General features: G+C 56.0%; 15 protein-coding genes and 1 tRNA gene. 9 read left to right on the top strand and 7 right to left on the bottom strand.

The window, feature by feature from the left end; translation table 11 throughout:
- Nucleotides 1–60 precede the first annotated feature (60 nt).
- The gene (gene hrpB / locus G5S47_RS02440; protein WP_219585748.1) at nucleotides 61–2,607 is read left to right on the top strand and encodes an ATP-dependent helicase HrpB; all 2,547 of its coding nucleotides are present in this window, start codon (nucleotides 61–63) and stop codon (nucleotides 2,605–2,607) included.
- Nucleotides 2,608–2,810: 203 nt separating this feature from the next.
- Here hrpB and lysA read toward each other — a convergent pair whose 3' ends face one another.
- Entirely contained in the window at nucleotides 2,811–4,184 is a 1,374-nt protein-coding gene (gene lysA / locus G5S47_RS02435) for a diaminopimelate decarboxylase (protein WP_373273798.1), read from the bottom strand.
- A 79-nt stretch (nucleotides 4,185–4,263) separates the two neighbouring features.
- On the bottom strand, nucleotides 4,264–5,943 hold the full coding sequence (gene argS, locus G5S47_RS02430) for an arginine--tRNA ligase (protein ID WP_219585746.1): 1,680 nt from the start codon (nucleotides 5,941–5,943) through the stop codon (nucleotides 4,264–4,266).
- Between the two features lie 363 nt (nucleotides 5,944–6,306).
- On the opposite strand from argS, the gene G5S47_RS02425 reads away from it, so the two are divergent.
- The 6 genes from G5S47_RS02425 to G5S47_RS02400 all read left to right on the top strand — a co-directional run bounded on the left by G5S47_RS02425 (nucleotide 6,307) and on the right by G5S47_RS02400 (nucleotide 12,682).
- Nucleotides 6,307–7,641 carry an ABC transporter substrate-binding protein gene (locus G5S47_RS02425; protein WP_219585745.1) on the top strand — a complete coding sequence of 445 codons (1,335 nt, stop codon included), beginning with the start codon at nucleotides 6,307–6,309 and terminating at the stop codon, nucleotides 7,639–7,641.
- 95 nt (nucleotides 7,642–7,736) lie between these two features.
- Nucleotides 7,737–8,582, top strand: coding sequence for a carbohydrate ABC transporter permease (locus G5S47_RS02420; RefSeq protein ID WP_006681757.1), 846 nt, complete (start codon nucleotides 7,737–7,739; stop codon nucleotides 8,580–8,582).
- Complete coding sequence (locus G5S47_RS02415) at nucleotides 8,579–9,454, top strand: carbohydrate ABC transporter permease (RefSeq protein WP_219585744.1); 876 nt, start codon at nucleotides 8,579–8,581, stop codon at nucleotides 9,452–9,454. Before G5S47_RS02420 ends, G5S47_RS02415 begins: the two co-directional genes overlap by 4 nt.
- 126 nt (nucleotides 9,455–9,580) lie before the next feature.
- Complete coding sequence (locus G5S47_RS02410; RefSeq protein ID WP_006681759.1) at nucleotides 9,581–10,645, top strand: LacI family DNA-binding transcriptional regulator; 1,065 nt, start codon at nucleotides 9,581–9,583, stop codon at nucleotides 10,643–10,645.
- On the top strand, nucleotides 10,642–11,313 hold the full coding sequence (locus G5S47_RS02405; protein WP_219585743.1) for a hypothetical protein: 672 nt from the start codon (nucleotides 10,642–10,644) through the stop codon (nucleotides 11,311–11,313). Before G5S47_RS02410 ends, G5S47_RS02405 begins: the two co-directional genes overlap by 4 nt.
- A 115-nt stretch (nucleotides 11,314–11,428) precedes the next feature.
- Nucleotides 11,429–12,682, top strand: coding sequence for an Nramp family divalent metal transporter (locus G5S47_RS02400; protein ID WP_219585858.1), 1,254 nt, complete (start codon nucleotides 11,429–11,431; stop codon nucleotides 12,680–12,682).
- A 103-nt stretch (nucleotides 12,683–12,785) separates the two neighbouring features.
- Here the strand turns inward: G5S47_RS02400 and G5S47_RS02395 are convergent, their stop codons facing one another.
- The gene (locus tag G5S47_RS02395; RefSeq protein ID WP_219585742.1) at nucleotides 12,786–13,241 is read right to left on the bottom strand and encodes a ribose-5-phosphate isomerase; all 456 of its coding nucleotides are present in this window, start codon (nucleotides 13,239–13,241) and stop codon (nucleotides 12,786–12,788) included.
- A 153-nt stretch (nucleotides 13,242–13,394) separates the two neighbouring features.
- Here G5S47_RS02395 and G5S47_RS02390 point away from each other — a divergent pair.
- Nucleotides 13,395–13,467, top strand: a tRNA-Arg gene (locus tag G5S47_RS02390).
- 158 nt (nucleotides 13,468–13,625) lie between these two features.
- Nucleotides 13,626–15,065 (top strand): sodium:proton antiporter, encoded by a 1,440-nt coding sequence (locus tag G5S47_RS02385; protein ID WP_103633528.1) that lies wholly within the window; start codon nucleotides 13,626–13,628, stop codon nucleotides 15,063–15,065.
- 278 nt (nucleotides 15,066–15,343) lie between these two features.
- Here the strand turns inward: G5S47_RS02385 and G5S47_RS02380 are convergent, their stop codons facing one another.
- From G5S47_RS02380 to G5S47_RS02365, 4 genes are all read right to left on the bottom strand, one after another.
- Nucleotides 15,344–16,162, bottom strand: a complete 819-nt coding sequence (locus G5S47_RS02380) for a glycerophosphodiester phosphodiesterase family protein (RefSeq protein ID WP_103633527.1) — start codon at nucleotides 16,160–16,162, stop codon at nucleotides 15,344–15,346.
- Nucleotides 16,159–17,007 carry a M23 family metallopeptidase gene (locus G5S47_RS02375; protein WP_219585741.1) on the bottom strand — a complete coding sequence of 283 codons (849 nt, stop codon included), beginning with the start codon at nucleotides 17,005–17,007 and terminating at the stop codon, nucleotides 16,159–16,161. Before G5S47_RS02375 ends, G5S47_RS02380 begins: the two co-directional genes overlap by 4 nt.
- A 124-nt stretch (nucleotides 17,008–17,131) precedes the next feature.
- Nucleotides 17,132–18,196: a hemolysin family protein gene (locus G5S47_RS02370; protein WP_006681766.1), complete on the bottom strand. Its 1,065-nt coding sequence runs from the start codon at nucleotides 18,194–18,196 to the stop codon at nucleotides 17,132–17,134.
- Nucleotides 18,193–19,524 carry a hemolysin family protein gene (locus G5S47_RS02365; protein WP_219585857.1) on the bottom strand — a complete coding sequence of 444 codons (1,332 nt, stop codon included), beginning with the start codon at nucleotides 19,522–19,524 and terminating at the stop codon, nucleotides 18,193–18,195. Before G5S47_RS02365 ends, G5S47_RS02370 begins: the two co-directional genes overlap by 4 nt.
- Nucleotides 19,525–19,570 lie beyond the last annotated feature (46 nt).

The raw sequence follows: 19,570 nt of genomic DNA, 5'->3' as shown, positions 1-19,570 counted from the left end.
TGATGCTCCCTTTCTTTCTTCGTATTCCACAGTCTAGCGACTTCACGTCATACTTATCCCATGAGTGCGTGCGATCCCCTTCTGGCTAACCTACCGCGCCTGCCTATCGCCGACGCTTTGGATCGCATTGCACCTTCAATCAAGCCAGGTCATGCCCTAGTTCTTTCTTCTCCGCCTGGCTCCGGTAAGACGACTTTGCTTCCTCCTCTTCTTGAAGCGATCCTCGATACTCGTGTGATCGTGTGTGCACCACGCCAGATCGCGGTGCGTAGTGCTGCTCGCCGTCTTGCTTGGCTCCTCGGCGAAAAGGTGGGTGACACGTCCGGATATCGAGTACGAGGCGACGTCAAGGTCTCCGACCGTACTCGGGTCGAATTTGTCACGCCCGGTATTATGCTTCGTCGCCTACAGGGCGATCCGGAGCTTGAAGGCGTTGGCGCCGTGGTCATCGATGAGTTCCACGAGCGCCATCTTGAAACGGATCTGTCGCTTGCGTTCATCGTGGACACGATGAGCGTCCTACGCCCAGATCTTCACCTGACTCTCACATCAGCAACTTTGAATGCTGATCGTTTAGCTTCGTTCCTTGGCGGCGTCCTCAATGAGGTCAACGTTGTTGATGTTCCCGGAGCACTGCATCCGATCACGACGCATTGGATGGCGCCGTCTACCCAACCTCTTGCAACGACAAGTAGCGGGAATGTGGTGGTCGCGCGTGAGTTCATCTCGCACATCGCGTCAGTCACGCGACAAGCGGTCAGCCAGACCAATTCCGACATCCTCGTTTTCGTGCCCGGCACCAAAGAAATCGACGAGGCCGCCCAGGCTTTAGGAGGGTTCGGCCTCCACGAAGTGGGCGGGGTCATGATGGATGTGCGGGGCCTGCACGGGCACCTCGCTCCCGGACAGCAAGACGCGATTCTGAGCGTCGACGATAGTCAGAAAGTCCGACGGATCATTATTACAACGTCGATCGCAGAGTCGTCTTTGACCGTGCCGAGCATTGGATGTGTTGTGGATTCTGGTCTTGCACGCGTTCCGTCGTATGACGTTCAACGCGATGCAGGTTCATTGATAACAGTTCCAGCGCCTCGCGCGAGTTGTGATCAGCGTGCTGGGCGCTCTGCCAGACTCGGGCCGGGCACGGTTTATCGGTGCTTTGATCAGGTGAGTTTCGCGCGCAGACCCGACCAGATCACCCCGGAAATCCTGTCGACGGATCTTGCAGACGCTGAGCTTCAAGCGCGTTGCTGGACCAGTGGCGGTTTGGATGCGTTGGCGCTTATTGACCCAGCCCCGCCTGGAGCGTTAAAGCGTGCCCACGAGCGCCTCCACGCCGCAGACCTTGTGGACGACGATTATTCTCCGACGACACTTGGTCGTCGCGTTGCTCGAATGCCTGTTTCCCCTTTCCTCGGGAAGGCTTTGATTGCCGCTTCACCACTGATCGGGAGTAAACGCGCCGCATACTTTGTCGCTCTTCTCGGTGAGAATCCTCGAGTTGGCAACGGTGACCTGGCACATTTTGCTCGACGATTGAAGGCGGGGCACGCCGATATTGCCCGTCGGGTACGTCAGTCTTCAAAGCGCCTCGAACGCTGGGCGGATCCCCATTCCGACCCCGGCAGGCTCTCTGACGAAGAGGCGATTGGCCTCGTTGCTGGGCTTGCTCACCCAACGTGGATTGCTCGCGCGCGAGGTGGACAAAGCGGAACCTATCTTTTTGCTGACGGGCAGGGAGCTTCCCTCCCACCTTCGTCTCCGCTGGCGGGAAGCGATTGGCTGGCAATCACGGATGTGACGCGCAGTGTCGGCCGAGCCGATGGTCTCATTCGAGCGGCTGTTCCGATTAGCGCCGAAGACGCACTATCCCTAGGACACTCACTCATCACGGAGCGCACGGACTGCACGCTCAGCGGTCGAAGAATCCGCGCAACCGCAACCACAATGCTTGGCGTCATTGCACTTGGGCAACCACGCAATGTGAAGCCCAGCCCTGAGGATGTCATGCGTCTACTCACCAATGAGTTCACCACCCACGGTCTTTCAATGCTGAAGTGGACTGAGTCTGCGACACATATGCGCGCTCGTCTCTCAGCGTTGCACGCGGTAGCGCCCGATATGTGGCCCGACGTGAGCGATGTTGCGCTGATTGCCGACGCTGACTCGTGGTGCGCTCCCTTCATTTCCGCGTTGGCAGAGGGTGAATCGATCGCCAGGATTGACACTGCGTCGCTCATCAGGAGCTTGATCCCTTGGCGGCATGCGGGTTCTTTCGACGAGTGGGCTCCCGCCGACATTAAGATTCCCACCGGAGAGCGAAGGAAAATCGACTGGTCAACTGGCACTCCAACGGTGACACTGCGGGTACAGGAAGCCTTCGGTTGGACTGTAACGCCCACCTTCGCCAACGGGCGTCTTCCCCTTCTTATTCACTTGACGGACCCCGCGGGCAGACCCACTGCCGTCACATCAGACCTCGCAAGTTTTTGGGCAGGGCCTTACCAGCAGGTGCGATCCCAGCTACGGGGTCGTTATCCCAAGCATCCGTGGCCTGAAGACCCGATGAGCGCGAAGCCGACATCGCGCGCGAAACCTCGTCGATAATTCCCACTCAAGGTGCTCAACGAGGCGCAGGCATGACTCGCACCACCACATGGTGAAATCGGGATTGAAAACCGTCGTAGCAGACGTTGAATAGGCCGATCATGAACGCACTGCGCATCCTTTCCTTTTCACGTGCGTGACTCAACAGTGAACTGATCTTCTTTAAGGAAAAACATGAACGACATACGCTGAAGAATTCGCCCCTACGTGTCGTTGGCGGTGGCAAGGCTGGCAAGTCCAGTATCGAGTTCCAGCAGGTCATCAATGGTTTGAGGACGCATGATCCAACGCGCTTGACCGCTTTCAACAGCAATAACACCCGGTTTGGTCAGCATATTGTAGTTCGATGCCATCGAATAACCGTAGGCGCCGGTCACCGGGATAACGAGAAGGTCCCCGGCGTGCACATCACTCGGAAGATCAACATCCCAGACGATAACGTCGCCACTCTCGCAGTGCTTGCCCACGATTCGCGAGCGCACTGGTTCGACATCGGACACACGATTCGCGAGCGTCGCCGTGTAGCGTGCCCCGTATAAAGCCGGTCGAATATTGTCAGCCATCCCCCCATCGACCGCGATGTAGCGACGCTTCAGGCCATCTCCTAGGGTCGCGTCTTTTACGGCCCCAACGCGATAGAGGCTCACCATCGCGGGTCCAACAACCGAACGCCCAGGCTCAACTGAAACGTGTGGAACGGGGAAGTCCAGCTCAGCGCACACGTCACGCACTGCACCCGCAATTGCGCGCGCTATCTCAATAGGCGAAGTCGGTGTTTCGTCATCACCCGTATAGGCAACGCCAGCCCCACCGCCAAGATCAATATCGGGAATTGTCAGGCCGGTACGCTCCTGGATCTGCTTCGCCAGCCGGCAGATAATCGTAGCCGCTTCAACGAATGCGTCAATGCCGATGATCTGCGAGCCGATATGCGAGTGCAGGCCTCGCAACTCAAGATGATCCGAGGAGGCAATCGAGTCAACGACCTCGTCAAGCTGACCATCGAAGGCACCAACGCCGAACTTCTGATCCTCGTGCCCGGTGGAAATGTATTCGTTTCCACCCGCATGCACACCCGTCTTCACGCGCACCATGACACGTGCGACGACGCCCAGCTTCTGAGCGATGCGTTCGATCTGGCCGACTTCGTAGAGGGAATCGATGAAGATTCGCTCGATACCTTCTTTGTTGCCTGCCAACAGCGCACGTTCGATTTCGCTATCAAGCTTGTTGTTCCCGTGCAACCCCACTTTGGCGGGGTTTGCGCCGGAGCGCAACACCATTGTCAGCTCGCCGAGGGAAGCCGTATCGACTCCCATCCCTGCGTCCGTGACGACACGGACTACGTCGGATGAAAGGAATGCCTTGCCGGCGTAGAAGGCGTCACCGCCATTCATTCCGTAGCCGTCCCAGAATTCTTCGGCCATCGCGGTCGCCCAGACATTCGCGCGTCCAGCAAGATCAGCGCGATCGAGGACAAACGCGGGCGTGGCAAAGCCATCGGCAAGGTCCGTCAAAGAAACTCCACCGATTTCTAGAACACCATTGTCAAGGCGCTTGGCCGACCAAGGCCACATGTCGGGCCGTTGATCGGGCTCTGGGCAAATCAGGTCCCCGATGGGGCGGGCGTCAAACGATGCTGGCGCTTCCCCCACGTCACATCCGTTCTGGAGCAGCGACGCCCAACAGGCCAAGGCCGGTACGCAGAACCTGCGTCACGGCATCATTCAGCCAGAGGCGGGCAACGTGACCCGCATCGACTGGATCATCTCCACGAGGAGTGACGCGGCACTGGCCGTACCACGTGTGGTATGCAGCAGCGAGAGCCTCGAGGTAGCGGGCGACACGGTGCGGTTCACGTAGCTCAGCAGCCTGGGCGACCTGGGCAGGGAACTGGGCAAGCACACCCAGAAGATCCGAATCCGCCTGCGTATCGAGAGCTGAGGGCTCGAATCCAGCTTCGCGCGTCACGCCGTGTTCGGCGGCATTGCGCGCAACGTTACGAGTACGAGCATGTGCGTACTGGACGTAGTAGACGGGGTTTTCATTCGTGTGCGATGACAGCAGGTCAAGGTCGATGTCGAGGTTGGAGTCCATCGAAACGCGGACCAGCGAGTAGCGGGCCGCGTCGACACCCACAGCGTCAACAAGGTCATCAAGAGTCACGATCGTGCCCGCACGCTTCGACATACGAACCGGCTTGCCATCCTTCACCAAGTTCACCATCTGACCGATGAGGATCTGCATGTTCTCACCCGGCTTATCACCGAAGGCTTCACACATTGCCATCATGCGACCGATGTAACCGTGGTGGTCAGCACCGAGCAGGTAGATTGCGACGTCTGCGCCACGCTGACGCTTATCCAAGTAGTAGGCAACGTCTCCAGCGAAGTAGGCGGCCTGACCATCCGATTTAATGAGGACACGATCCTTGTCGTCACCGTACTTGGTAGTGCGCAACCACACGGCGCCATCTTGGTCGAAGACCTCTCCGCGTTCGCGCAGGGTTTCAATCGCACGAGCGACTGCCTCTGATTCGTGGAGAGAGTCTTCGTGGAAGAAGACATCGAACTCAGAACGGAAGTCAGATAAGCGCTGTTTGATCTCGCCGAACATCAGCTCTACGCCACGAGCGCGGAAGACTTCAACAGCCTCTTCAGTTTCGAGGGTGACAGGATCAGGCTGAGCGGCCGTAGCCGCATCGGCACGCACCTGGGCAGCAATATCGGCGATGTACTGGCCACCGTAGCCGTCTTCAGGTGCTTCTTGACCCATTGCACGGGCATAGAGGGAACGCGCGAAGCGATCAATCTGCGAACCGTGATCGTTGAAGTAGTACTCGCGGGTTACCTGCGCACCCGCTGCAACCATCAGACGAGCAAGCGAGTCACCGACAGCTGCCCAGCGAGCACCGCCAAGGTGAACCGGACCGGTCGGGTTTGCGGACACGTATTCGAGGTTCACGTGCTTGCCAGCAAGCTTGTCTCCGGCGCCATAGGCATCGCCAGCTTCGATGATCGTTCGAGCAAGTTCACCAGCAGATGCAGCACCGAGCCGAATGTTAATAAAGCCCGGTCCTGCGATCTCGGCCTCGTCGATTCCCTCAACTGAAACAAGAGCGGAAGTGAGAAGCTGCGCGAAGTCACGAGGCGCCATGCCGGCCTTCTTACCCAGTTGCATCGCGATATTGGTTGCCCAATCGCCGTGGTCGCGGTTGCGCGGACGCTCAACCTTCACAGGGTCGGGAACGTCTTCAGCATTCAGGGTAAGCGAACCATTATCGATAGCAGCGATGATGGCCTGACGAATAACAAGTGCAAGTTCTTCTGGAGTCACGCCTTCTAGGGTAGTTGTTTTCGTCCCCGATTAGCTACGCGCACCGAGGTGAAATAGGACGAATTGAAAGCAAATCTGCAGGTCAGGAACGGAATCGTTACCGGTAACGTATCCGTAAATGATTTAAAAACAACCCAACAGCCATTAAATGACTCAACCAAGCCATTTTTTCGTCACCAAATTGTGACCTGACAATCTTTTAAAAATGTGGACGCAAACACCTTCATCGTCCTATGCTCACTATCACCGGAAACGTTACCGACGGAGATAACAATTCTTCAGACGTAGCCCCCGCTATCGCATCAACTTGACGCACTTCAGGTAGCGTCACGAACTCGAAGCGTCCAAAGGAGGACACCTGCGATGTCGAAGTTTATGAAGGTCGCCGCAGCATCCGTTGCAGCAGCCGCCACCCTTTCTACTCTGGCAGCTTGCTCGTCAGGTTCAGATTCAGCCGATGACACCACCGGCTCCGTCTACTACCTGAACTTCAAGCCTGAATCCGATGCCACCTGGCAGGAAATCGCCAAGGCGTACACCGAGGAAACCGGCGTCGAGGTCAAGGTCGTCACGGCAGCCTCCGGCACCTACGAGCAGACCCTTAAGTCTGAAATCGCCAAGTCAGACGCTCCGACCCTGTTCCAGATCAACGGCCCCATCGGCCTGAAGAACTGGCAGGACTATACCGCCGACCTGACCGACACCGACTTCAACAAGGCTCTCCTTGACCCATCAATGGCAGTCAAGGGTGAAGATGGCAAGGTCTACGGCGTTCCTTACGTCGTCGAAGGCTATGGCATCATCTACAACCAGTCCATCATGGACAAGTACTTCGCCCTCTCCGGCGCGAAGGCCACCTCGATGGAAGAAATCAACAACTTCGCCACGCTGAAGACTGTTGTTGAGGACATGCAGGCCCGCAAGGACGAGCTCGGCATCGACGGCGTCTTTGCTTCAACCTCACTCAAGCCCGGTGAAGACTGGCGCTGGCAGACGCACCTCGCCGACCTTCCCGTCTACTTCGAGTACCAGGACGACGGCGTGGACGACAAGGCAGAAATGACCTTCTCGCACGGCAATGAGTTCAAGAACATCTTCGATCTCTACCTGCAGAATTCCACCATTGATCCGAAGCTCGCTTCCTCCAAGGCAGTCAACGACTCCATGGCTGAGTTCGCCCTCGGCAAGGCCGCTATGGTTCAGAATGGCAACTGGGCATACGGCCAGATTTCTGACATCGAAGGCAACACTGTCAAGCCTGAAGATGTCAAGATGCTCCCGATCTACACCGGACACAAGGGCGAAGAAACCCAGGGCTTGAACATCGGCACTGAGAACTTCTTCTCGATCAACTCTCAGGTTTCCGAGGCCAAGCAGAAGGCTTCGATCGACTTCGTCAACTGGTTGATCAACTCCGAAAAGGGCAAGAAGTACATGGTCGAAGACCTCGGCTTCATCCCGCCGTTCAACACCTTCACCGATGCTGAGCAGCCGGCCGACCCGTTAGCAAAGGAAGTTGTTTCCTACCTGTCCAACACCGAGCTGGCCACGATTCCGTGGGTCTTCACCACCTTCCCGAGCCAGACCTTCAAGGATGACTTCGGTGCCGCCCTGTCGCAGTACGCAGCAGGCCAGATGGATTGGGACAAGGTCGTCGAAACCTTCACCACCGGATGGGCAGCTGAAAAGGGCGCCTGAGCTTAACGCTCCGCACTAATCTGCCGAATACGGGTGTGCGGGAACCAACCGGGTCCCGCACACCCGCCTTCGCATAGTTCAAGGAAGAACTTTTCATGATTAAAGCTCTTAAGAAATTTGGGTTGCTCTTCGTCGGACCCACATTCCTTGCGTACACGCTGGCGTTCCTTGCCCCGTTCGCAATCGGTCTGTACCTGTCCTTCGCGAAGTTCACGACCGTCACCAACGCGACGTTTGTCGGCGTTCAGAACTACATTGATGCATTCAGCGACAAGCAGGGCTTCGTTACCGCTCTGATCTTCACCGCCGCCATCACAATTGTTTCCATCATTACGGTCAACGTGTTTGCATTCGCAATCGCCTACGCACTGACCCGCAAGCTCAAGGGTACGAACTTCTTCCGTACCGTCTTCTTCATGCCGAACCTGATCGGCGGCATCGTCTTGGGCTACACCTGGCAGACAATTCTGAACGCACTCTTGCTGCACTGGCAAACCACGCTGGTCACCAATGCCACCTACGGCTTCGTCGGTTTGATCATCCTGATCAACTGGCAGATGGTCGGCTACATGATGATCATCTACATCGCCGGTCTTCAGGGTGTTCCGAAGGAACTCATTGAAGCAGCTGAAATCGATGGCGCAGGAAAATGGACGATTCTTCGTAACGTGACCATCCCGATGGTCATGCCGTCGATCACCATCTGCTTGTTCCTGACGCTTTCCAACTCGTTCAAGCTCTACGACCAGAACCTCGCATTGACGAACGGCCAGCCGCTTGACATGACCGAGATGGTTGCTCTGAACATCGTTAACACATTCTACTCGCGCGTCGGTTTCGAGGGCGTTGGTCAAGCCAAGGCCGTGATCTTCTTCCTCATCGTTTCCGTGATCGCATTCATTCAGTTGCGCGCAACCCGTAGCAAGGAGGTCGAAGCGTGAGCACAACGGCTGCCCCCATCGTTGCCACGGAAGAACGCTCTAACCCCGTCGGCAAGGCGATTCTCTACATCGTTTTGATCGCACTGACTCTGGTGTTCCTTGGCCCCCTGTTCTTCATCTTGATGAACTCGTTCAAGGGCCGTCTGTTCATCTCTGATAACCCGTTTGCTCTGCCACTGGGCGATTACTTCGCCGGTATTCAGAACTACGTGACAGGCCTCGAGCAGACCGGGTTCTTGGCCGCCGCAGGCTGGTCATTCTTCATCACGATTGGTTCTTTGATTCTGATCGTCTTCTTCTGCGCGATGACCGCGTACTACATTACGCGTGTGAAGACGTGGTGGACGAACCTGCTTTACCTCTTCTTCGTCTTCTCGATGATCGTTCCTTTCCAGATGGTCATGTTCCCGACCGTCAAGATCGCTGACATATTGCACCTCGACAACCCAATCGGCATGATCCTGCTGTACCTGGGCTTTGGTGCTCCCCTGTCGGTCTTCATCATCTCCGGCTTCGTGAAGTCAATTCCGCTGGAGATTGAAGAAGCCTCCATGATTGATGGGTGCGGTCCGGTTCAGAACTACTTCCGCATCGTTATGCCGATGCTGAAGCCCGTAATGATCACCGTCGCGATCCTCAACGCGATGTGGGTCTGGAACGACTACCTTCTGCCCTACTTGGTTATTGGCCTGTCGACCCCGTACAAGACGATCCCTGTTGTTGTTCAGCAGCTGGTCGGCTCGCGCGGTTCAAACGACATGGGCGCGTTGATGGCAATGCTCGTTCTTGCGATCATTCCGATCATCATCTTCTACCTGTCCAGCCAGAAGCACATCATTGAAGGCGTCGTCGCCGGCGCAGTCAAGGGCTGAACATACTCATGACGGACTCGCCCCTTATCTGAAGATGCGTCGCACCGCACTTGGTATGACACGGCCCACGATAAGGGGCGAGCACCGTTTAACCCCCGTTTTCTAGAGAGCGAAACGAAGGCGATCATGCGAGCCTCGAATTCCCGCCCCACGATTAAAGACATCGCCAAAGTCGCCGGTGTTGGTGTGGTGACAGTGTCTCGTGCACTCAATAACAAGCCCGATATCTCCGACTCCACTCGCGAACGCATTGTGGCGCTCGCCGATCAGATGGGATATCGCCCCAACCGTCATGCTCGCTTCCTCAAGCTCTCTCACAATCCTGCAATTGCCCTGATCATCAAGGGTATCGATAATCCGTTCTTCCAACAGGTTCTCGATCCATTGGAAGCTATCGTCCGCGAAAAGAACTATCTTCTGACCGTCGTGAAGGTCCCCCACTGGGCTGACGAAGTCGAAGAGGCCACGAAGATCGTTGATGAAGAACTGATGGCGGGAGCTATTTTCCTTGGCGGCTCTTTCCGCCACGAAGCATCCGTCTTCAAGAAGTTCAACGTGCCTTTCGTGCTTTCCACGGTGTCACGTCTGCCCAAGGTTGATGATTCGGCGTATTCGTCTGTAGCCGTTGATGACCAAGAAGAAGCTACCCGCGCTGTCCAACACCTGATTGACTTGGGGCATACAACGATTGCCGCCCTTGGCGTTCCCGAAGGGGATGCTTCTGTTGGCGCCCAGCGCATCACCGGCTATCGACAGGCTCTTTCAAATGCCGGTATTCCGCTTGATGACGATCTGATTCGCTTCGAAACACGCGAGCAGATGAACCCCTACACCTACGAACACGGATATCACTTGGCGAAGCGCCTGCTTCAAGAGCGTCCCGATGTGACCGCGATTTTTGCCATCGCGGATGTTCTCGCGATTGGTGCAATGCGCGCAATTCGCGAAGCGGGTTTGTCGATTCCTGATGACATGTCCATCATTGGTTTCGACGGTATTACGATCGGCCAGTTTGTCGAACCTGAACTGACGACTGTCGTTCAGCCTCCCCTTGAGATCGCTCGCTTGACCTGCGATGTCTTATTCGAGCAGATCAATGATTCCGCACCGGTCCGCCACGTCTTTGTTCCCGCCACGATTCATGCTGGTGGCACGACCGCTCCCCTGGTTCAGAGCGGAGAAGCCAAGTGAGCTCACGTTTTGGGCCTGATTCGCCAATCGCTCAGGTGCTGTCGTGGATTGCGGCGCTTGTGATGGCGAACGTTGTCGGTTTGCTCATTTCGCTACCCGTCGTCACTTTCGGTGTGGGTCTTGGTGTGATGACCCTGGTTTCGTTGCGTTTGATTGCTTCCGAGTCCACGGCGATTGCCCCGGCCGTCGCTCAGGTTATCCGCAAGGCAGCGTTGCCCGCGATTCTCCTTGCACTTATTGAAGGTCTTCTTTTCTCCCTACTGTTGTGGGAGTGGTCTGTGACGACGCATCTTGCTTCCCACTCAATGGCATTGATCGTTCGTGCGCTGATTGTGTTTGTGGTGCTGATTGCAGCGTTTACGCACGTGTGGGTCTGGCCGATGTTTGCTCACCGTTTGGCATACAGGGGACGCGTAAGCGTCAAAGATCTTCCGCGTTTGGCCAGCGCTGCGCTTTTGGCATCCGCGGCGAAGCTTCATCGGACTCTGTTGGCGTTGCTCGTTGTGGCTGGACCGCTTGTGCTGGCATCAATTTCACTGCCGTGGGCTATCCGTTTGCTTTTCTGGTTCGTCGTCTTCGGGATTGCCTTCGCCCAGTACGTCTGCGTGCTCGCTACCTACCCCGTGCTCTCCACCGATCAGGTTGACGAGGCTTCGAGCGAATCTTGATCCCTGGTCACGCTGGTCTAGCGTTGCTTTGGCGTGTTCATGCTTTTCATTCTTGAGTGACAGCGCAATAAAAACGCGTTAGGGTTCCGGTATGCCGAAACTTGATTCTACGGAGATGCAGTCGCATGCTCCAGGCACGTCAAAGACCCATCACCCGTCGCTTGCGACACTGCTGGGTCCTGCATTCGTTGCGGCAATCGCCTACGTGGACCCTGGGAATGTTGCAGCAAACATTACCGCCGGCGCACGCTACAGCTACCTGCTGGTATGGGTTCTTCTAGCATCCAACCTTGCAGCAATGCTCATTCAATACTTGAGCGCAAAGCTGGGCCTAGTCACGCGACTTTCACTGCCCGCTCTTCTCGGCACACGTTTGAAAAAACGCGCACGCATTGGCTACTGGCTTCAAGCAGAAGTCGTTGCAGCCGCAACTGACTTAGCGGAAGTCATCGGCGGAGCTCTAGCACTTCACCTCCTTTTCGGGCTCCCGCTTCTTACTGGCGGAATCATTGTCGGTGTCGTTTCAACATTGTTGTTAACCCTGCAAGGTAGCGGGACACAAAAGATCTTTGAACGCGTCATCATCGGCCTTTTGGTCATCATCACAATCGGATTCCTTGCAGGACTGGCCATTGCTCCGCCAGACGGCCCGTCAGTTGTGGCCGGCCTCGTCCCCCGATTTGCTGGCACGGACTCGGTTCTCGTCGCAGCGTCCATGCTTGGCGCAACCGTGATGCCACACGCGATTTACCTGCATTCCTCGCTGGTGAACGACCACGACGAAAAAGCTCCTCGCGCGGACCTGAAACATTACTTGCGAGCAACCCGGATTGATATCGTGTGGGCACTCGGATTGGCGGGAATCGTCAACATCGGTCTGCTTCTTCTCGCAGCATCCGCACTATCAGGGGTCAGCGGAACAGACACCATTGAAGGTGCTCACACTGCAATCGCCAGTGCACTTGGACCGGTCGTTGCCATGATCTTCGCCGTTGGTCTCCTCGCGTCAGGCCTAGCATCGACATCCGTTGGCGCATACGCCGGTTCAGAAATCATGGCCGGATTGCTTCACATTCGGATCCCGCTGATTGTGCGACGACTGATCACGCTAATCCCCGCCCTCATCATCCTCGGCATAGGGGCAGAACCGACGTGGGCATTGGTCGTCTCCCAAGTCATCCTGTCCTTCGGCATTCCCTTCGCGATTCTTCCTTTGATCCGCTACACGCGCCAGCCTTCGATTATGGGCGAGCACTCGAATGCGACGATCACGCAGGTTTGTGGAACTCTGATTGCCGTCGCAATCGTGGCACTCAACATTTTCCTTGTGGCGCTGACCTTAGCTCCCTACTTCGGATTCGACATCTAGGGGCAGGCCCAACTGAGCTACTTGCCCTGCGACAACGCGAATGGGGTCCCTCGGAAAACCGAGGGACCCCATTCTATTGAGTTTCAGCGTCTAACGACACCACTCACTTTCGATGCGCTTCGTCGTAATCATCCATTTCGGAAATACGACGCTGGTGACGTTCATCTTCAGAAAACGGGGTTTCGAGGAAGGCATCGATGAATGCCAGGCACTCTTCGACGGTGTGCTGACGCGCACCAACAGAGACGACGTTCGCATTGTTGTGCTCGCGGGCAAGACGTGCGGTCGAATCATTCCACACCAGCGCAGCGCGCACACCCTTCACACGGTTCGCGGCCATCTGCTCACCATTTCCGGAGCCGCCGATAACGACACCCAGAGAACCGGAATCTGCAACCACTGCTTCTGCTGCTTCAATGCAGAACGGCGGGTAGTCGTCCAGTGAGTCGTACTCATGGGCACCGTGGTCAACAACGTCGTAACCTTTTTCCTTGAGGTGCTCGACGACCTTTTCCTTCAGCTCGTAGCCAGCGTGGTCTGTTCCAATATGAACGCGCATTGTGTCCCTTCCTTGGGTATCAGCGAATCAACTCCCCTAGTATGACACTCCTCACCCCAAGCGTCATCAGGGCGTTCGGCCTATGCACAAAAGTGAAGCAGTCAAGCGCCATTCTTCACCCACCATCAACCTTTGCTAGACTCAATGCGTTAAGCCCCGATAGCTCAGTGGATAGAGCGTTCGCCTCCGGAGCGAAAGGTCGCAGGTTCGAATCCTGTTCGGGGCACTTTTTGTTACCCAATCACATCTGGACGAACATTCAGGGCAAAGTGTTCACAATCATCAAAAACGGACATCTTCGGCAAGATATTGCGGTTTCACGTTAGGCTGAAACGGTACGCACGAATATGTGCCTGTCCCTAGTAATCGACGACAAGGATCCCGATGACCTTCCAATGGTGGTCTCTTCTGCCGTTCGTAGCAATGCTTGCATCCATTGCACTCTTCCCGATCATCCCCGCCACACACAAGTGGTGGGAACGTAACTCCAGCCAGCTTCTGGTTGCCCTCGTTCTAGGCCTACCCACGCTGGCATTCATGGTGTACATGATCGGAAATGAAGCGCTGATTGACGTCGGTGTTGAATACGTTCAGTTCATTGCTCTGCTTCTTTCGCTCTTCATCATCTCCGGCGGTATCCACCTTGAAGGTGACATTCGCGCAACCCCGAAGAACAACACAGTTTTCTTGGCTATCGGTGGCACGCTTGCCTCTTTCATCGGAACGACAGGCGCCGCAATGCTCCTGATTCGCCCTCTTCTTGCGACGAATAAAGAACGTACCCACCGCGTACATACCGTGCTGTTTACAATCTTCATCGTTGCTAACTGCGGTGGCATACTGACACCTCTCGGCGACCCGCCACTGTTCCTAGGCTTCTTGAACGGTGTCCCCTTCACCTGGACATTCCAGCTGTGGAAGGAATGGTTGTTCGTACTTGTGCTGATGCTCGGTATGTACTACTCGCTCGACCGTCTGCTTTACTCGTCGGAGCCTCAAGCGCAAATCGTCAGGGACGATACCCAGATCACCCCACTGCGCCTGCGCGGTGCTTTCAACCTGGTTCTTTTCGCCATTGTCATCGTCGCCGTTGCCAAGATCCCCTCGTGGAACGCTCACGAGATCATTGAAGGCCACGCGCATGGAGCAGACCTGGTGCCGTGGCGCGAGATCGTCATGCTCAGCGCCGCAGCAATCTCTTACTTTGCGGGCTCTAAGAAGATCCGCTACGAGGACAATGCCTTTACGTGGGCCCCAATCCTTGAGGTTGCAGCCCTGTTCATCGGCATCTTCTCGACGATGGCTCCGGCATTGCGCTTCTTGGAGCAGGTTGCACCGCACCTCCCCCTGAACCGCGTTACCTTCTTTATCTTCACGGGCGGCCTGTCCTCGATCTTGGATAACGCCCCGACCTACATGACTTTCTTCGAAATGGCGAAGTCGCTGGGTGGCGATGGAACCCTGATCGCGGGTGTCCCCGAGTACTACTTGGTCCCGATTTCGTTGGGTGCAGTCTTCTGCGGGGCATTGACGTACATCGGCAATGGTCCGAACTTCATGGTCAAGTCAGTTGCTGACGCCGATGGCGTCGATATGCCGTCCTTCGGCGGATACGTTGTGAAAGCGTTCCAAGACTTGCTTCCGACATTGGTTGCCATGGCTTTAATCTTCGTTGCCGAATCCATGATCGCTCATCTCGCAGGTTGGGTACTGGCAGCGCTCCTCGTCGCTCAGATGGTGTGGCGAGTAAAGCTCGCCAACGACGTGGAAGCTGGAAAGCGTGAACCCGTAATCACTCACCACCACGTTGTGGCTGACCGATAACCTTTCAGCTTGAAAGACAATTCGGGGTGTGCGCCGCGCGGCGCACACCCCGAATGCGTGTGTAAGTATGGGGTCAGCATCGACGTCAACAGCGGATCAAACATACAGAACCTCGCTGGCACTCTCTGAAGGTCATTCGAGGCAAAAAACCGGATCCACTCCACACGCAAACCCCACAACGTCGCCTCACACGCCCAAACCTGCCAGCTCGCGCGTAACGCAAAAGAAAACGCACCTGCATGCACATAAACGCATGGGGCGCATTCTGCTCACGACGCTTAGTCGCGCGGGTGCTGACCTCGCATCGCGCCCGGAGGAGGAAGCTCTTCCCAAAGTCCGCGATCGATCAGATAGTCGCGCAGACACTTCGGCTTATTGGTCACAAAGCCGTCGACTCCAAGAGCGATCAGCTGATTAAGATCGTCAATCTCATCGACCGTCCAGACGTGGACAGCTAAACCATGCGAATGGGCCGCCGCAACAAAACGACGATCCACAACGGTCACGGGGCCGAAGGACAGCGGAACCTGAGCGGCAACAACGCCCTGATGAGAACCTGGAATCCGCCATGTGCGCGTCTTCGTTGCGCTCTTTGCAGCCGCAACCAAACGCACCACTGATTGACTACCCAACGACGTTGCAATCTGGCCCTGAGATTGCTCTCTGAGCCACTTCAGCCGACGCTCGTTAAACGATGCCAGGACAACGCGATCCTCAGCATGAGCCTGACGGACAACATCCAACAGAGGCCCCTCAACACCGGGAACCTTCGCATCGATGTTGAAGTAGAGATCCGGGAAGGTCTCAAGAGCTTCGGACAGCAACGGAATACGATCACCGTGATCGTTCGTGTACGTCTTCAACTCATCCCACGTCATCTGAGCAATCAGACCAGAACCGTTGTATACGCGATCGATCATCGGATCATGGTGGACAACAACCTTGCCATCAGCGGTCAGATGAACATCGGTTTCAATGTGGCGGATACCGAGCTGACGTGCATCAGCGAATGCCTCAAGCGAGTTTTCAGGCGCGACCTCGTTGCCTCCCCTGTGGGCAAGAATGATCGGCCCGACGCGAGAAGAAACCGGGATCATGAACAAGCCTGCTCTCCGAGATAAACTGCGCCAACTTCTTTAAGCCATGCTTCAGGATCGATGGGCTCGTCGTTGGAGTTATGGATTTCAAAGTGAAGGTGCGGGCCAGTTGACCAACCGTTGTTTCCAACGGCACCGATTACCTGTCCCGCTTCTACGGTGTCGCCCACACGGACCTTGATCTGATCCATGTACTGGTGCAGGTACGCGCTATAGAAAATGCTTCCGTCTTCACGGACGTGCTTGATCTTCACCAACGCGCCGGAATGGCTGTTCTCAGAGACCTCGACAACCTCGCCGCCATACACGGCGTGTAGCGGAGTCCCCAGTGGGCCAGCCATGTCGACGCCTTCGTGCATCTGTAGCTGACCAGAAATCGGGGAAACGCGCATCGAGAACGGCGACGTAATCTCGAACGTTCCTGCTGGCATTGGCCAGTAGATCTCCGAGGATCGAACCTGGACATCTCGATTGCCCGCGGCTGTCTGGGCAGAGGGCAAGCACCCATTGAGAGTCAAAGGTGCGCGAACTCGTGTGCGAGATGCTGCGGTGATGGACCCTTCAAGGGCCTGCGATTGTGCGACGACCGTTGTCGTTGTCCAGGACTCGTCACCGGCACTGACACCAAGTGCACGCGCAGGAAGTTCAACAGAAGACTGAGCGCCAACAAACCCCGACAGCGGGATCGCGACAGTCGTTGCCGTTAGCACAGCAAGAACACCGACACGAGCTACACGACGAGTAACGTGGGATTGTCTTTTGCGAGGCGTAGACGCGTCCAGATCGCTATGTCCATGAATCTGCCGACGTGACGGCAACGGACATTCAATCTTGGCTTCAGACACGCTGAACGTTCCTTTTCATCTGCTGATTTCAGGGAGTTGCCCTCGAAGTGAGTGCCCGAGTTCAACGGTTACTAACCTACATCGTATTGCCTGGCGGTTAAAGAGGTTTGGTTGAAAGTGGGAGTCATAACTCATCGCGGTCGCGAGTGATCACATCGCGTTGCAATGAGTCACGAACCTCGCCGACCAATTCTTCTAGAACATCTTCAAGGAAGAGCACGCCGATTCGTTCTCCTGCTTGGTTTTTCACCAGTGCACAGTGCGTTCCCGAACGTTGCATTGCGCGGAGCGCGTCTTCGACTTCATCGGTTGATGCAACGGTTTCCATCTTGCGGATACGCCAGGCGGGAATCGGTTGAGTGCGATTCGTAGCATCGGCATAGAGTACGTCCTTCAGGTGAATGTACCCAGCGATTTCACCGGATTGAGCAACGATCGGGAAGCGCGAGAAACCTGTTCGAGCAACTTCTTTTTCAACCTCGTCGGGGGTGACATCGGGCTCCAAAGTAACCAGGTCACCCAAAGGAACCATCGCTGACCCAGCGGTTTCGGTCGAGAATTCCAAGGTTCCCGAGAGCAGACCAAAGTCGTCACTCAAAGCTCCTTCAGCGGTCGAGTATTCGACGATGGAGGCCACTTCTTCGGCTGTAAACGTTGCCGCAATTTCAGATTTAGGTTCAATTCCACGAAGTGACAGGAACCAGTTCGCTAATGAATCCATTGCGTGGATAATCGGGCTGACAACGTGTCCAATTGCCACCAGAGGCGGCGCAAGAAGCAGCAGGAGTCGTGCCGGGTTTGCGATCGACACGTTCTTCGGCACCATTTCACCGAATACTACGTGCAGGAACAACACGATAATCAGTGCGACAATAAAACCAACGACGTGCGCCGACGAGGCAGGTAAGCCCAGTGAAACCAGCGGATGCTCCACGAGGTGCGCGATCGCCGGTTCTGCGACGACGCCGAGGGTTGTTGATGCGACCGTGACACCCAGCTGACAGATAGCGAGCATCAATGATACGTGTTCAAGTGCGAACATCGCCTGAGCGCTTCCGCGACGCTTTTCTTCGCAGAGAGGCTCGATCTGCGAACGGCGCGACGATGTCGTCGCAAATTCTCCGGCGACGAAGAAAGCATTCATTGCCAGCAACACAACGGTGATTCCAAGACCCCAACCGGCGCTCATAGCTGAACCTCCGGTTCTTCATCTTCCTGATCATGCACATAGAGCGCTATCTGCATAATGCGTCGACCCTGCATGTGTTCAACTTCGAGGATCACTGAGTGCACGTCAACGCGGTCGCCAACCATTGGGATGCGCCCAAGTTGGGCCATCACGAGGCCACCTATCGTGTCGTAGGCGTTGTCTTCAGGAAGGGCGATCCGAGTTCGTTCGAAGAGCTCATCGGGACGCAGGGTTCCGGGGATCAGCAGAGCGCCGTCGGCACGGGTACGGATTCCGAGGCGACGCCCATCATGCTCGTCGGACACTTCACCAACGATTTCTTCGATGACGTCCTCCAAAGTGACAACACCTGCCACCCCACCGTATTCATCGACGACGATTGCCATTTGCAGGCCTTCGTCACGCAATTGCACCATCAGAGGACCAATGGGGACTGTTTCGGGAACCGATGGAACCTCTGCCATCAGGGATGCAGACACAACGGGGACCTCGTCGCGACGCTCGAAAGGAACTCCGATGGCACGGCGCAACGAAACCAAGCCGATGATGTCATCTAAATCCTCACCGACGATCGGAAAACGTGAGTGCCCGGTTTCTCGTGAGAGGGCGACAACGTCAGATGCGACGGCGGTGTCCGGCAGGAAGTGAAGCAGCCCGCGGTCTGTCATGACGTCGGCAGCGGTGAACTCGGACAGGCGGATTGAGTTCGTCAACAACGAGGCGGTCGACGTGTCTATCGTGCCTTCTTCGGCTGAGTATCGAACCATTGCTTCGAGTTCAGACGCTGACCGAGCAGATGAGATCTCTTCCTGAGGCTCGATGTTCACCAGTTTGAGCACCGCGTTCGCCGACCCGTTCAAAACGAAAATAATCGGCTTCATCAGCGCAGTGAAGAACATATGAAAGGGAACGACAAGACCCGCGGTTTTTAAGGGGTGAGCGAGCGCAAGGTTCTTTGGAACCAGCTCGCCAAAGAGCATTGATACGGCGTTAATGAAAACTGCCGCCACAATCGCGGCGATACCCGTGGCAAGCCCAGCCGCTAAACCAGCACTTCCGAGTGCCGTTTCAAGAAGGTCAGCGATTGTTACCTGCGTGGTGTAGCCGAGAAGAATCGTGGTCAGCGTAATACCAACTTGGGCTCCAGAGAGCTGGGTCGACAGTGTTTTCGTTGCCTTCAGGACTTCTCCGGCGGATTTGTCGCCGGCTTGGAATCGCTTTTCAACGACCGCTTGATCGAGCGCGACCAGCGAAAACTCCGCGGACACGAAAATAAATGTGCCGATTGTCAGAACGATGCCAAGCACGAGCATCGCAATAGTTGCGATCACTGCGTGACCTTACTGTTGGATGGTAAATCAGAATCCATAACCC

Origin of the sequence: Schaalia turicensis, from assembly GCF_019380255.1 — a bacterium.
In the GTDB taxonomy this organism is placed as follows: domain Bacteria; phylum Actinomycetota; class Actinomycetes; order Actinomycetales; family Actinomycetaceae; genus Pauljensenia; species Pauljensenia turicensis_A.
The sequence above is the reverse complement of the archived record's forward strand: the minus strand, read 5'-3'. Positions and strand labels throughout refer to the sequence as shown.

What these genes read in the sequence shown, in the direction of transcription:
- G5S47_RS02400 (WP_219585858.1), top strand. Translation starts at nt 11,429, where the DNA reads ATGCAGTCGCATGCTCCAGGCACGTCAAAGACCCATCACCCGTCGCTT.
- G5S47_RS02380 (WP_103633527.1), bottom strand. Translation starts at nt 16,162, where the DNA reads ATGATCCCGGTTTCTTCTCGCGTCGGGCCGATCATTCTTGCCCACAGG.
- G5S47_RS02410 (WP_006681759.1), top strand. Translation starts at nt 9,581, where the DNA reads ATGCGAGCCTCGAATTCCCGCCCCACGATTAAAGACATCGCCAAAGTC.
- G5S47_RS02420 (WP_006681757.1), top strand. Translation starts at nt 7,737, where the DNA reads ATGATTAAAGCTCTTAAGAAATTTGGGTTGCTCTTCGTCGGACCCACA.
- G5S47_RS02370 (WP_006681766.1), bottom strand. Translation starts at nt 18,196, where the DNA reads ATGAGCGCCGGTTGGGGTCTTGGAATCACCGTTGTGTTGCTGGCAATG.
- hrpB (WP_219585748.1), top strand. Translation starts at nt 61, where the DNA reads ATGAGTGCGTGCGATCCCCTTCTGGCTAACCTACCGCGCCTGCCTATC.
- G5S47_RS02385 (WP_103633528.1), top strand. Translation starts at nt 13,626, where the DNA reads ATGACCTTCCAATGGTGGTCTCTTCTGCCGTTCGTAGCAATGCTTGCA.
- G5S47_RS02425 (WP_219585745.1), top strand. Translation starts at nt 6,307, where the DNA reads ATGTCGAAGTTTATGAAGGTCGCCGCAGCATCCGTTGCAGCAGCCGCC.
- lysA (WP_373273798.1), bottom strand. Translation starts at nt 4,184, where the DNA reads ATGTGGCCTTGGTCGGCCAAGCGCCTTGACAATGGTGTTCTAGAAATC.
- G5S47_RS02395 (WP_219585742.1), bottom strand. Translation starts at nt 13,241, where the DNA reads ATGCGCGTTCATATTGGAACAGACCACGCTGGCTACGAGCTGAAGGAA.